Raw genomic sequence first — 13,473 nt, 5'->3', positions numbered from 1 at the left:
TACACATTAGTTCTTCTATGCACGTCGAATTGTATTTTTTTATCTTATTTTAGGCATTTATTACTTCTTTTTTCACATCTGGTAAGCCTTTTAATAAATTTTCAGCAATTGTTAACCACTTCGATGTCTCTAAGCCATTTGTTTTCATAACAATTTTCAATTGTGATCCTTCCATTCCTAGACCGATCATACGCCCAAAACTATTTCCGAGCATGAATAATTTTCCACCATCAATATTTTGACTTGCTTGTTCAGAAAACAGGAATGTTACTTCAAATTTATTCTGCTTAATTAACTCAATTTGTTCTTTCATTGCCAACACTTTAATATTTGCAATTTGTAATAAATAACCAACTTCTTGTGGGTAATCACCGAATCTATCGATCATTTCTTCCTGCAATTCTTCAATATCCTCAATTGCAGAAACACCTCTAAATTGTTTATACATCATAATTTTTTGCTTACTATCTGAAATATAAGCATCTGGTAAGTATGCATCTACCTCTAAGTCAATTTCAACATTAACTGTATTTTCAGCCCCATCTGTTCCTCTTCGCTGTTCAATTGCATCTTTTAACATTTGAGAATACAGATCAAATCCGACAGAATCAATAAACCCATGCTGTTCTGCTCCTAACAAATTACCTGCTCCACGAATAGATAAATCTCTCATCGCAATTTTGAAACCAGATCCAAGTTCTGTGAACTCTTTAATTGCTTGCAGACGCTTCTCTGCAACTTCTGACAGCACTTTGTCACGTTTATAGGCAAAGTATGCATATGCAACACGATTAGAACGTCCAACACGCCCACGAAGCTGGTACAACTGTGATAACCCCATACGATCTGCATCAAATACAATTAACGTATTTACGTTCGGAATATCTACACCCGTCTCAATAATTGTTGTACTTACAAGAACATCATGCTGTCCTTCTAAAAATGATAGCATAACAGACTCTAATTCACTTTCGTTCATTTTCCCATGTGCGTACGTTACGCGAGCATCTGGAACTAACATCGAAATTTCATCTGCTTTTCTTTCAATATCCTCTACACGGTTATATAGGAAGTAAATTTGACCGCCTCTTGCAAGCTCTCGCTCTATCGCCTCTCGCATTAATGCTGGATTATACTCTACTACATACGTTTGGACTGGGAAACGATTTTCTGGCGGTGTCTCAATAACAGATAAGTCGCGCACACCAAGCATAGACATATGAAGCGTCCGCGGAATCGGAGTTGCCGTTAATGTTAATACGTCAACATTCGCCTTCAATTGTTTAATTTTTTCTTTATGCGTCACACCAAATCTTTGTTCTTCATCAATAATAAGAAGCCCTAAATCTTTATAAGTGACATCTTTAGATAAAATACGATGTGTTCCGATTACAATATCTATTGTGCCATCCTTTAAGCCCTTAATCGTTTCATTTTGTTGCTTTCTCGTACGGAATCTACTTAATAATCCTATATTGATTGGATAATCTTGAAAACGCTCTCGAATTGTTTCATAGTGTTGCTGCGCAAGAATCGTTGTCGGTACTAAAATCGCAACTTGTTTTTCATCCATAATTGCTTTAAATGCCGCACGAATAGCCACTTCCGTCTTTCCATACCCTACATCACCACAAAGGAGCCTATCCATCGGGCGTCCGCGTTCCATATCTTTTTTAATCTCGTCAATAGAACGTAACTGATCCTCTGTCTCTTGATATGGGAAAGATGATTCGAACTCTTGTTGTTCTGCCGTATCTGGCGTATATGCATAGCCTTTTGAAGCTTCGCGCTCAGCATATAGTTTAATTAGGTCATCCGCAATGTCTTGTACAGATTTTTCAACTTTCGTTTTAACCTTTTTCCAATCATTTCCGCCTAATTTGTAAACTTTCGGATCCTTACCTTCAGACCCTACATATTTTTGGACTTGATCAATTTGTTCAATTGGAACGTATAACTTATCATTACCTTGATATTTAATATTTAAATAATCTTTATGAACACCATTAATCTCTAATGTCTCAATACCTAAAAATTTACCTATACCATGATTTACGTGAACTACATAATCTCCAACTTTTAATTCCGAATAACTTTTAATACGTTCAGCATTCGATAACTTTTGTTTACGTTGTGATTTTTTAACTTTCTTATGAAAAAGCTCCTTTTCAGTAATGACAACAAGCTTTTGCATCGGCATTTCAAACCCTGCATGTAAATCACCTACAGCAATTTGTAGCCTTCCAGGCAATAAGATATCTGTGCCTTCTACAATATCTGCCTCAATATCATAATCACTTAAAATATGTTGTAATTTCTTCACACGTTCATCATCTGTTCCAAGTACAACAGTCGTAAAATGCCCTTCATTCCATCTATCAATTTCTGTTTTTAACAAATTCATCTGTCCATGGAAATCTTGCATTGTTTTACATGTTACATTTACAATATTTTGCGGATGTGTGTGTGCGATATGACGCAAGAATAACGTTAAATATACAAAACTTCTTTTTTTATGATGAAGAAACCCCTCAAATGCGTGAGAGAAAGATAAATCTTGAATAATTGTTCCTTCACCAAGAAGTGATATATACCATTCCGCCTCTTCTGTTTCAAGATGTGATGCTGTTTCTTGAATACGGGAAATCTCATCTAAAATTACAACACCATCTTCTGGTAAATAATCTATCAGACTAGCAGGTTCTTTATAGAAAATAGATAAGTATTTAAACATCTGTTCTATACTTTGCCCGTTTTTCAACATCTCAATTTCATGACTTACCGTCTCAAGCACTGTAGTCTTTAGTTTATCATCAGAAAGTTTTTGCATCGTCTTAGTCAAACCTTCTTCAAGATGCTGAATTCCTGATTTTAATTCTTCCTGTGAAAATAAAAACTCTGTTGCCGGACCAAACCTAACGCTTTCTTTTTTACCTTGAGAACGCTGTTCATCCACATCAAATAATCGAATAGAATCGACTTCTGTATCAAAAAATTCAATACGAAATGGTAGTTCTTCAGTTAAAGGATAAATATCTAATATTCCCCCGCGTAAACTGAACTCCCCTGGAGCTTCTACCATCGACTTACGTTCATAGCCAATATGATGTAAAGTATGCAAGAGCGCATCTAAATCAATCTCTTGCCCTAGATTGATTTCAACTTGCTTTTGCTTCCACAATTCTTTTATTGGTAAAAATCTACGCAATCCTGCCACTGGCGCTACAATGATTCCATTCTCTCCCGCAGCCAAGCGATTTAACACTTCTATACGTTGCGCCTTCAATTCTGGACTTGCAACCCCAATTTCCGATGCTATCAGTTCATTCACTGGATATAGCCACACATCTTTTTCACCAAGTAACGCCACTAAATCTTCATGTACTTTTTGTGCTTGGTATAAGTTATGTGTAACGATTAATTGTGATTTTTTTGTTTTTTTATATAAAGCCGCCATTAATAATGAACGAGAAGACGTTGCCATCCCTGATATAAGTTGTTCTTTTAACCCATCTTCTAATCCATTAATAACCGATTGTATCTCTTCATTTTTATAAAATTGCTCTAATAAACCTATCATTTTTAAAACTCCTCTCAACATAAAGAGCAAGTCATTCTATTTTATGCAAATATTTTGGAAAAGGAAAACAGAAAAATGCTTTGGACATGCCAAAGCGACAACATTTTATTGCAGAAATTTTTCATACTCATAATACTCAGGATAAGATGCGAGCGTTTCTTGACACGATTCACAAATTGTTTTTATATATATATTTCCATTCTCATGAAAATGAATCATCTCTACTACTTCTTGCTCTGTTAGTTGAAATAAAACGTCGCTATATACTTTTTCTGCGTTAATAGAGCCTACATTACCTCCGCAGTGTCTGCAATAATAATACCCTTCCATACTAGCCTCCTAAAAATTCAATTACTACTAGTATGGGTAAAACAAAAGAGAAATATTCCCAATCTCATTTTTAACTATTGAAAGTATTCATGATTTGGAGAAAAGGCTTATTTAGCCACTCTTCACATGCATCCGCTGCTTTTTCAATAGAATGGTTAACATCCGGAATCTCTTCAGATGTAAAGCGTCCTAATACATAATCGACTACCTTCATTCCATTTTTCGGGCGATCGATTCCCATACGGATACGTTGAAATTCTTGTGTTCCTAGGTGCGAAATCGTTGACTTTACACCATTATGTCCACCAGCACTACCTTTCATGCGAAGACGCAATTTACCTACAGGAATGTCTAAATCGTCGTACATAACAACGAAGTCCTCAACATCAATTTTATAATAATCCATGAGTGGACGAATACTTTCCCCAGATAAATTCATATATGTTAGCGGCTTTAATAAGATTACCTTTTCTCCATTAACAAACCCTGCACCAAATACACCTTTAAATTTTTGTTCATTCAAAGAAATGTTCCAACGCTTCGCAAGTTCATCAATGGCCATAAATCCAATATTATGCCTTGTTAATTCATATTCTCTACCTGGGTTCCCAAGTCCTACTATCAATTTCATTCTTGTACCACTACTTTCTTTTTTCGATACGAAAAGACGTAACCAAAATTGGTTACGTCTCATTCTATCCAATTAATTGAATAATACACTCACAGATTCTTCTTCGTATACACGAATGATTGCTTCTCCAATTAATGGAGCAACTGAAAGTTCATGTACTTTGTCGATTTTCTTCTCTTCTGGTAATACGATAGAGTTCGTTACAACTAACTCTTTAATATTTGAATTTTGAATACGCTCAATTGCTGGGCCAGATAATACTGGGTGTGTACAGCAAGCATATACTTCAGAAGCACCGTTCTCAACAAGAGCGTTTGCTGCTAATGTAATTGTACCAGCTGTATCAATGATGTCATCAATTAAAATCGCTGTTTTTCCTTCAATATTACCGATAATGTTCATTACCTCTGATACGTTCGGGCGAGGACGACGCTTATCAATAATAGCGATTGGCGCTTTTAGACGATCTGCCATTTTTCTTGCACGAGTTACACCACCATGATCAGGAGACACGATTACGATATCTTTAAGACCTTTTGTTTCAAAGTAATCAGAAAGAATCGGTACACCCATTAAGTGGTCGATTGGGATATCAAAGAACCCTTGAATTTGTGGAGCATGTAAATCTAGAGTGATTACACGAGTTGCACCTGCTGTTTCAAGCAAGTTTGCTACAAGTTTCGATGTAATTGGTTCACGAGAACGCGCTTTACGGTCTTGACGCGCATAACCATAATAAGGAATAACAATATTAATTGTTTTCGCAGATGCACGTTTTAATGCATCGATCATAATAAGTAATTCCATGATATGTTCGTTTACTGGGAAGCTTGTAGATTGAATAATGAATACATCGCAACCACGGATACTTTCTTCAATGTTAATTTGAACTTCTCCATCACTAAAACGATCAACAGAACATTTTCCTAGTCCTACTCCAATATGCTTTGCAATCTGCTCAGCAAGTTCCTTATTAGAGTTTAAAGAGAATACTTTCAAATTAGAATTTAGATATTGAGTCGACATCTAGATTAACCCTCCACATTATGATTTTTTCTTATTCAGCAATTGATCAACATAGTCTTCTTTGTTAACTTGACGTGCACGTGCTACCGATAATGCTTTTGATGGAACATTCTCTGTAATTGTAGAGCCTGCTGCCACATAAGCACCATCTTCAACTGTTACTGGAGCAACAAGGTTTGAATTACATCCAATAAATACCCCATTACCAATCACAGTTTTGAATTTATTCTTACCGTCATAGTTCACCGTAATTGAACCACAACCAAGATTCACGTCTTCTCCAACTTGTGCATCCCCGATATAACTCAAGTGTGAAGCTTTACTTCTATTACCAAAGACAGTTTTTTTGATTTCCACGAAGTTTCCAACGCGTACTTCGTCTCCAATAACTGAATCTGGGCGAATGTGTGCAAATGGACCAATCGATACTTCTGTACCAAGTTTACTATCATGTACAGTAGATTGACGAATTGTCGTACGATCTCCAATTTCACTATCACGAATTACTGTATGCGGTCCAATTTCACAATCAGAACCAATTACAGTGTTCCCCTCAATAATTGTTCCTGGATGAAGAACTGTATCACTACCGATAATTGCATCAGCAGAAATATAAGTGTTACTTGGATCAATAATTGTGACACCATTTACCATGTTCTTTCGGTTGATACGGTTTTTCATAATAATTTCCGCTTGCGATAGAGCGACTCTGTCGTTAACACCTAACGTTTCATCGAACTGCTCTGTTTGATAAGCTGATACGATATGACCTTCATTTTTTAAAATCTCAATAACATCTGGAAGGTAATATTCACCTTGTACGTTATCATTTGAAACTTTAGAAAGTGAAGCAAATAAAGCCTTATTATCAAAACAATACGTACCTGTATTGATTTCTTTAATAGCTAATTCTTTCTCATTTGCATCTTTATGCTCAACAATCTTTTCAACATGACCATTCTCATTACGAACAATACGGCCATATCCAGCAGGTTCTTCTATGTACGCTGTTAGCACCGTCGCCATTGCTCCTGCTTCTTTATGTTGCTGAAGTAATGCTTCCATCGTTTCAGCAGTTATTAGCGGCGTATCCCCACAAATAACTAAAGTTGTTCCTTCTTCATTTGCAAGTACACTTGCAGCTTGATCTACAGCATGTGCTGTACCAAGTTGTTCTGCTTGTAATGCAAACTCACTTACGTTTCCTAGCTGTTCTTGTACCATTTCAGCACCATGCCCAACAACCGTTACAAGTTTCTGCAATCCTAATTGAGATACTTGATCGACTACGTGTTGTACCATAGGTTTTCCACATACAGGATGCAGCACTTTGTATAGCTTAGACTTCATACGTGTGCCTTTACCTGCAGCTAGAATCACTGCAAATCTGTTTGACATATAGACCCTCCATCGCAACCTATTTATCCATTAAAGATATTATCCTAAATCATCATATATTTCAAGAAACACATTTTAACTATTAAATTTTACCATAATTCTTATAAGATGTTTTACTCTTTAGTATCTTTTTTAAGAAATAAGCTATACTATTTAAAATGATTTTGAAAAAATTAGTAGTTTCTTCTTTTTATGTTAATGAATTATGAAATTTTCAAATATAAAGCAAAAAAAACAAACTCCTGTAAATGCTTACAGGAGTTTGCTACAAAATTATAAGGCTTTTCGTCAAAGCCCTTTTCATTCGAATTTTACGAAGCACCTGCTTCTTCAAACTCAACCTCTTCTAACTCGCCTAAACGATGATACTCTGTTAAAACCGCATCTTGAATTTTAGAGCGTGTACCAGAATTAATGGGATGTGCAATGTCACGGAACTCTCCATCTGGAGTACGTTTACTTGGCATTGCTACAAATAATCCATTATTACCATCAATTACACGAATATCATGAACAACAAATTCATGGTCCAAAGTAATAGAGGCAATTGCTCTCATGCGGCCTTCTGTGTTTACGCGGCGTAATCTTACGTCAGTCACTTCCATCTTGTGTTCACCACCCTTTTCTAAATAAGCGATATATTTGTATAAATTCCACAAATTTTCTATTTTCCCTTTAATTTTTTAAAAATTTTTAAGATAAAAATTTTTAATGTAGTTGAATATAGAGATTAGTGGAGGTTATCGCTTACAAAAGGTTACTTAACTAGGGCGATTACTTCAATTTCAACGGAAACATCTTTCGGTAATTTTGCTACTTGCACACAAGATCGAGCTGGTTTATGAGTAGAGAAATAAGAGCTATATACTTCATTCACAGCATTAAAATCATCCATGTCCTTTAAAAATACTGTTGTTTTTACGACTGTATCAAATGAAGCACCCGCTTCCTCTAATACCGCTTGTAAATTTTGAAATACTTGTTCTGTTTGTACTGTTACATCTCCTGTTACAAGCTCCCCATTCTCCGTTAATGGAATTTGTCCTGAGCTATAAAACATATTATTTACAATAATCCCTTGTGAGTAAGGTCCAATCGCTTGTGGTGCCTTGCTTGTTTGAACAACTTTCATACTTTTCACCCTTTTATTATTTATTTTACTCTTTAAAAATAGTGTACGAAAGGCAGTTTGTCCATCTATTTTATAATCTATAAATAAAATAAAAAAAGATAGAGCTATCTGCTCTACCTTTTATTCAGCCTCTACAAGCCCTTCATCAAATGGTGCAAGAGAATAATTCCCTTTTTCCACTTGAATCGTTTTTTCTTTCACATCAACTTCCGATAGACGAATTAATGATACAAAATTATTAATTAGTCGTTCTTCAATATCTGTGGATTCTACTAATACACCAATACCAACAACATTAGCCTTGAACTCTTCTAACATACTCATCATACCTTGAATCGTTCCGCCAGCTTTCATGAAGTCATCAATAATTAAAACATTCGATCCTTCTGGAAGGCTGCGTTTTGCTAACGTCATTGTTTGAATTCGTTTAGAAGAACCCGACACATAGTTAATACTAACAGTCGGACCTTCTGTTACCTTATTATCTTTCCTTGCAATTACAACTGGTACATCTAAGTAATTTGCCACTGCATAAGCAAGTGGAATCCCTTTCGTTGCCACTGTCATAACCGCATCAATTGATTGCCTAGCAAAAACAGAAGCAAACAAACGACCTGCGCCATTAATATGGCGAGGATTACTTAATAAATCTGTCATGTATAAGTAACCGCCAGGCAAAATACGATCTGGATTTTCAAATAAGCCACAAAGCTCATCAATAATTAGATCTGCCTCTTCTTCACTTATATACGGTATATATTTCACTCCTCCTGCTGCTCCTGGTATCGTTTGCAATGTGCCGACCCCTTGTTGTTCAAACGTTTGCTTAATAATAACTAAATCCTCACTAATGGAAGACTTAGCCGATTGATACCTTTCAGCAAAAAAAGTGAGAGATACTAGCTGACGAGGGTTTTGTAGCAAGTAATAAGTCATATCGACTAATCTTGTACTTCTTCTAATTTTCATACTCTCACCTCAAATCACGAATATTCTAAACAAATCATAACGTATTATACGTCTTTATTCAAGCGTTTCTCGCTCTCCTAATAAACGTACCGCATAGACCTGTTCACAAAATCCTTTTAATCCGTTATAAATGCGATGCATTCGAGAATCATGGTGTACAAGTCCAAATACAGTTGGACCACTTCCACTCATCAATACAGCATCCGCTCCGAATCGCTTCATCTGTGATTTAATACGTGCAACTTCAGGATGCATTCCAAATGTTACATCTTCTAAAACGTTACCAACAGTATCACAAATCCCTTTATAATCTCCAGAATTTATGACATCAACCATTTTATCTACATTTGGATGTGTAACTCGATTTAACTTTAAATTTCCATACACATCAGCAGTAGATACACCTATATGTGGTTTCGCTAAAATAACCCAACAAGAAGGCGGAGTCTTTATATGCTCAATTTTCTCTCCTCTTCCAGTGGCAATTGCTGTGCCGCCATATACACAGAAAGATACATCTGATCCAATTTCTGCGCCAAGCTCTGCTAACTCATCAATTGTAAGCCCTAAATTCCATAATTTATTAAGACCACGTAATGTCGCTGCTGCATCACTACTTCCACCTGCTAATCCAGCTGCTACTGGAATCGTTTTTTCAATAGTAATAGATACACCTTTTTTTACATTAAACTTCTCTTTTAATAATTTCGCTGCCTGATAAGCTAAATTTCGTTGGTCGTCTGGGACATACCGATTATGGGATAAAATTTCAATACGGTCTTCTGCTAATTCCGTTAGTTCTAGACGATCTGCTAAATCAATGGTTGTCATAATCATTTTCACTTCATGATATCCGTCTTGTCTTTTTCCCAGTACATCTAACGACAGATTAATCTTTGCTGGTGCTTTCACTAGTAGCTTCAATCTATTCACCCACTCTATGTACTCAATCTTTTATCGTTTATTTTACCATAAATTTATAGTAAGACGATGACACTTCCCTAATTATAACGAAAAGCATTCAGAATGAAACTACTTATGTAAAATGATGGCACCTTTTAGAGTACAAAAAGCCGAGGAATGTCTCCTCGGCTACCGTAGCATAGAAAGTATCTTACAACTACTGGTTTCGTTTCATTAATTGCTGTTCTGCAATTTCTATAGCACGTTTCACCATGTTACCAGCATCTTTCGCACGAATTCCGCCCCATCCTTCTTTCTGAACAACATCATAAAAGCCAAGCTCTTTTGCTAGCTCTTCTTTAAATTGGTTTGACATGACACCTCTTCGTCTACTCAATGCAGAGTCCCTCCTTATTTTGCTACGGTATAGTTAGTATGCAAAATAATATAGCTTTTCATTTATGGGAATATATGTAATGATATACGGATTATAAAATGACCTCATTATGAGGTTCTCCATAAAATGTTAACTCTACTGTCTCTGTTAAAACATCTGCATAACTATAAGATACACGTTGCAACGCATCTTCTTGTTGATCCAATTGTACAACAAAAACAGAACGGTATGTTTCTGCTAGTACACCTGATTGCTCCACAGTTTTTCTTCTTCCACTATTTGCTTTTAACATAAGTCGCTGTCCAAGATGGTGATCTAATTCGCTTTTAATTTCATCTAAACGTTTTGACATATACTTCGCTACACCTCGCTGTAATTTAGATTGAACACTTAAAACACGATATATCTATCCTAATTATTAACCGCGATTCACAGCTAATATCATCTTGCGTTTGAATAGATAGAAGAAATACTATATTGTAAAAGTATCATTACGTAGTCTGTACGTTCTTGTCTCTTTTTATCCAAATTCATTTAAATCCTTCCATACAAAAAAGCAAGATACATATGTACCCTGCTTACTCTTCGTAATGTTGAAAAGGTAATCCCGTTCGTAAAATCCCTCTCGTTTCAATTCCACCTAGTCCCTTTTCACCAGTAATTGTATTACGTACGACATCCCATACATTGACTCTCTCCATAAATGAAGTAAAACTAATTTTACCAACTACATATACAGGATCTAGTGCATGAATATTAATTCTAGATGGTGAACTAGCGAAATTGGCGCCTGCACGAATTAGTGCCTCAAAGTGCGATTGACATGCCCCAGCAAAAATAACAAGTTGATCCAATGATGGATATTTTTTTCGCACTTCTCGAACAGCCTGTACAAAATGCCTTGAATGCCTATATGCCGCTAAATCTCCCTTCACTCCTTTCGATTTTGTATATGCATCATGCCCCGTAATAACGAGAATGTCTGGGCGAAAGTGATCTATTAAGTCTACTACTTTTTCATGCATCTCCGTTTCTTTACAATGAATACCTTGTACAGGAACGCCAATTTTGTTATATAAGTCTAAGCACTTGCGCAAATATAAAGGGTCTCCATCTATATGCAATACACGTCCCGGCATTTGAAAATAATTCACCTCACTTGTGTATCCACCAGTTGAAGTATGTTCATGCCTTTGTTTCATTAACACATAATCTTGTTGAAACAAACGATACGTGCGCTCCATTGTTTCTTTCTCACGCTTCACCCTTTTTTTATGTTCTCGTTGATCTATACTAATTAAATCTTCAAGTGGCGCATCCGCCACCAGTCTAATTTCCTCTCCAAACAATATAGCTATCTCGCCTTTTATTTCTATAATACGAAAAAGAATATCCCTCTTATGAGAATATCGTTCCACTAATTCTCCAACATGTAAAGCCATTCTCCTACCTCCAAACTCATTAGGCCATCTTACCTGTTTTTAAAATATGAATTTAGAGGGAGAAAGGTGACAAAAGGGACAGTTCAAGTTGAACTGTCCCTTTCATATTCTTATGATAATTTATGAAGAACCAATGCATTACTTAATGTTGCAAACTCTTCAATAGATAGCGTTTCGCCTCTTCGCTTTGGATCAATTCCTACTTCTGTTAAAATTCGATCCAATAATTCCTTATCTTTCGGGAAACCATTTAAATTATTTGATAAATTATTCATCAAAGTTTTACGGCGCTGTGCGAAACTTGCTCGTACTACTTCAAAGAAGAATGTTTCATCTGTCACCTCTACAACCGGTTTCGGACGCTTTAGAAGGCGAATAATTGCAGAATCAACATTTGGCTGTGGTACAAACACTGTACGTGGTACAGTCATAACTGTTTCAACTTCTGTATAATACTGAATAGCAATCGATAAAGAACCATACTCTTTCGTTCCAGGTTTAGCAGCTAAACGATCTCCAACTTCTTTTTGCATCATAACAACAAATCCACGAACTGGTAACTTTTCTTCAAGCAATTTAAATAAAATTGGCGTTGTAATATAGTATGGCAAATTAGCTACTACCATTACATCTTGCCCTTCTTCAAATTGCTCATTAAATACTTCATGTACATCCGCTTTTAGTACGTCTTTATTAATAACTGTAACGTTACCATATGGTGCTAACGTCTCATCTAAAATTGGTAATAGTCTTTGATCAATTTCAAAAGCCACTACTTTTTTAGCACGCTTCGCTAATTGCTCTGTTAATGCACCGATACCTGGTCCAATTTCAATTGCACCACTTTCTGAACCAATTTCTGCATGATCGACAATACGATTTAATACATTTGTATCAATTAAAAAGTTTTGTCCTAAACTTTTTTTGAATGAAAATCCATACTTTTCAACAATGTCTTTTGTACGATTTGGTGTTGCGATATCCTTCATTTTTTTTCCTCCTGTATTACTTGCTTATAAGCTTCTCCAAATGATTCCTTTGAAACTTGAAACATCTGTAATCGTTTATGTAACTGTTTTGCATTTGTATAACCAATCTTTAATAGCTTACCCATTCTTTCTCTGCGGCTCTTTGCCATTTCTCCGCCCACTAAGCCTGCATCGACTAAATCACTCCAACTAATTTCACTTGTATAAGCTTCCATTTCTTCATGTATATTCTCTAGAGCACGGCGAATCGACTCATTAGAAGCATGTTCGATCCCAACTCCCTTTTTCCTTTTAGCAAGCGCTTCTTCCTTCGGTAAAAAGGCATGCTTACAGCCGGGAACCTTGTCAGAAATAATTTTTCGAATACGCTCTCCAGGATAATCTGGATCTGTGAAAATAATAACGCCCCTTTTTTGCTGCGCTAATTTAACTTGCTCAATAACATGATCACCGATTGCTGAACCGTTCGTTTCAATTGTATCCGCATCAACAGCACGCTTAATCGCAACTGTATCATCTTTACCTTCTACAACGATAATCTCTTTTATTTTCATACTTGCCTCCACACTCGTTTCGTCTCTACTTAGTAAAACAAAAAAATGACGACTTTTCCATTATTATTTTCCTCATTCTTATATTTTAAAAAATAGAATAGAAAAATCTTTGTTCTCTGTCC

General features: G+C 35.9%; 14 protein-coding genes. All 14 read right to left on the bottom strand.

Annotated features, from left to right (window positions below; genetic code table 11):
- Positions 1–49 precede the first annotated feature (49 nt).
- The 14 genes from mfd to rnmV all read right to left on the bottom strand — a co-directional run bounded on the left by mfd (position 50) and on the right by rnmV (position 13,351).
- Positions 50–3,580: a transcription-repair coupling factor gene (gene mfd, locus AC3EMB_RS00300; RefSeq protein ID WP_000579684.1), complete on the bottom strand. Its 3,531-nt coding sequence runs from the start codon at positions 3,578–3,580 to the stop codon at positions 50–52.
- Between the two features lie 105 nt (positions 3,581–3,685).
- On the bottom strand, positions 3,686–3,910 hold the full coding sequence (locus tag AC3EMB_RS00295) for an anti-sigma-F factor Fin family protein (RefSeq protein WP_000399438.1): 225 nt from the start codon (positions 3,908–3,910) through the stop codon (positions 3,686–3,688).
- A 70-nt stretch (positions 3,911–3,980) separates the two neighbouring features.
- On the bottom strand, positions 3,981–4,541 hold the full coding sequence (pth, locus tag AC3EMB_RS00290; RefSeq protein WP_000767702.1) for an aminoacyl-tRNA hydrolase: 561 nt from the start codon (positions 4,539–4,541) through the stop codon (positions 3,981–3,983).
- Between the two features lie 72 nt (positions 4,542–4,613).
- Positions 4,614–5,567, bottom strand: coding sequence for a ribose-phosphate diphosphokinase (locus AC3EMB_RS00285; protein WP_000107420.1), 954 nt, complete (start codon positions 5,565–5,567; stop codon positions 4,614–4,616).
- Between the two features lie 18 nt (positions 5,568–5,585).
- Positions 5,586–6,965 carry a bifunctional UDP-N-acetylglucosamine diphosphorylase/glucosamine-1-phosphate N-acetyltransferase GlmU gene (gene glmU, locus AC3EMB_RS00280; RefSeq protein ID WP_053563253.1) on the bottom strand — a complete coding sequence of 460 codons (1,380 nt, stop codon included), beginning with the start codon at positions 6,963–6,965 and terminating at the stop codon, positions 5,586–5,588.
- 311 nt (positions 6,966–7,276) lie between these two features.
- Positions 7,277–7,570: a septation regulator SpoVG gene (spoVG, locus tag AC3EMB_RS00275; RefSeq protein ID WP_000454041.1), complete on the bottom strand. Its 294-nt coding sequence runs from the start codon at positions 7,568–7,570 to the stop codon at positions 7,277–7,279.
- A 152-nt stretch (positions 7,571–7,722) separates the two neighbouring features.
- Positions 7,723–8,097, bottom strand: a complete 375-nt coding sequence (locus AC3EMB_RS00270) for a RidA family protein (protein ID WP_000869823.1) — start codon at positions 8,095–8,097, stop codon at positions 7,723–7,725.
- Between the two features lie 120 nt (positions 8,098–8,217).
- A complete protein-coding gene (gene purR, locus AC3EMB_RS00265) occupies positions 8,218–9,066 on the bottom strand; it encodes a pur operon repressor (RefSeq protein WP_000702467.1) in 849 nt (282 codons plus the stop codon).
- Positions 9,067–9,120: 54 nt separating this feature from the next.
- Positions 9,121–9,990 carry a 4-(cytidine 5'-diphospho)-2-C-methyl-D-erythritol kinase gene (ispE, locus tag AC3EMB_RS00260; RefSeq protein WP_000772104.1) on the bottom strand — a complete coding sequence of 290 codons (870 nt, stop codon included), beginning with the start codon at positions 9,988–9,990 and terminating at the stop codon, positions 9,121–9,123.
- Between the two features lie 196 nt (positions 9,991–10,186).
- Complete coding sequence (gene sspF, locus AC3EMB_RS00255) at positions 10,187–10,366, bottom strand: acid-soluble spore protein SspF (protein ID WP_002094215.1); 180 nt, start codon at positions 10,364–10,366, stop codon at positions 10,187–10,189.
- Positions 10,367–10,457: 91 nt separating this feature from the next.
- Complete coding sequence (gene veg / locus AC3EMB_RS00250) at positions 10,458–10,718, bottom strand: biofilm formation stimulator Veg (protein ID WP_000044349.1); 261 nt, start codon at positions 10,716–10,718, stop codon at positions 10,458–10,460.
- A gap of 226 nt (positions 10,719–10,944) precedes the next feature.
- Positions 10,945–11,808 carry a sporulation peptidase YabG gene (gene yabG / locus AC3EMB_RS00245; protein ID WP_001173734.1) on the bottom strand — a complete coding sequence of 288 codons (864 nt, stop codon included), beginning with the start codon at positions 11,806–11,808 and terminating at the stop codon, positions 10,945–10,947.
- Between the two features lie 110 nt (positions 11,809–11,918).
- The gene (gene rsmA / locus AC3EMB_RS00240) at positions 11,919–12,797 is read right to left on the bottom strand and encodes a 16S rRNA (adenine(1518)-N(6)/adenine(1519)-N(6))-dimethyltransferase RsmA (RefSeq protein ID WP_000651548.1); all 879 of its coding nucleotides are present in this window, start codon (positions 12,795–12,797) and stop codon (positions 11,919–11,921) included.
- Positions 12,794–13,351 carry a ribonuclease M5 gene (gene rnmV, locus AC3EMB_RS00235; protein ID WP_000692837.1) on the bottom strand — a complete coding sequence of 186 codons (558 nt, stop codon included), beginning with the start codon at positions 13,349–13,351 and terminating at the stop codon, positions 12,794–12,796. The genes rsmA and rnmV overlap by 4 nt, the downstream gene beginning before the upstream one ends.
- Positions 13,352–13,473: the final 122 nt, after the last annotated feature.

The organism is Bacillus sp. LQ16, from assembly GCF_057784645.1.
Note: the sequence above shows the minus strand (reverse complement) of the source record. Positions and strands in the feature narration are given on the sequence as shown.

What these genes read in the sequence shown, in the direction of transcription:
- mfd (WP_000579684.1), bottom strand. Translation starts at nt 3,580, where the DNA reads ATGATAGGTTTATTAGAGCAATTTTATAAAAATGAAGAGATACAATCG.
- AC3EMB_RS00295 (WP_000399438.1), bottom strand. Translation starts at nt 3,910, where the DNA reads ATGGAAGGGTATTATTATTGCAGACACTGCGGAGGTAATGTAGGCTCT.
- pth (WP_000767702.1), bottom strand. Translation starts at nt 4,541, where the DNA reads ATGAAATTGATAGTAGGACTTGGGAACCCAGGTAGAGAATATGAATTA.
- AC3EMB_RS00285 (WP_000107420.1), bottom strand. Translation starts at nt 5,567, where the DNA reads ATGTCGACTCAATATCTAAATTCTAATTTGAAAGTATTCTCTTTAAAC.
- glmU (WP_053563253.1), bottom strand. Translation starts at nt 6,965, where the DNA reads ATGTCAAACAGATTTGCAGTGATTCTAGCTGCAGGTAAAGGCACACGT.
- spoVG (WP_000454041.1), bottom strand. Translation starts at nt 7,570, where the DNA reads ATGGAAGTGACTGACGTAAGATTACGCCGCGTAAACACAGAAGGCCGC.
- AC3EMB_RS00270 (WP_000869823.1), bottom strand. Translation starts at nt 8,097, where the DNA reads ATGAAAGTTGTTCAAACAAGCAAGGCACCACAAGCGATTGGACCTTAC.
- purR (WP_000702467.1), bottom strand. Translation starts at nt 9,066, where the DNA reads ATGAAAATTAGAAGAAGTACAAGATTAGTCGATATGACTTATTACTTG.
- veg (WP_000044349.1), bottom strand. Translation starts at nt 10,718, where the DNA reads ATGTCAAAACGTTTAGATGAAATTAAAAGCGAATTAGATCACCATCTT.
- yabG (WP_001173734.1), bottom strand. Translation starts at nt 11,808, where the DNA reads ATGGCTTTACATGTTGGAGAATTAGTGGAACGATATTCTCATAAGAGG.
- rsmA (WP_000651548.1), bottom strand. Translation starts at nt 12,797, where the DNA reads ATGAAGGATATCGCAACACCAAATCGTACAAAAGACATTGTTGAAAAG.
- rnmV (WP_000692837.1), bottom strand. Translation starts at nt 13,351, where the DNA reads ATGAAAATAAAAGAGATTATCGTTGTAGAAGGTAAAGATGATACAGTT.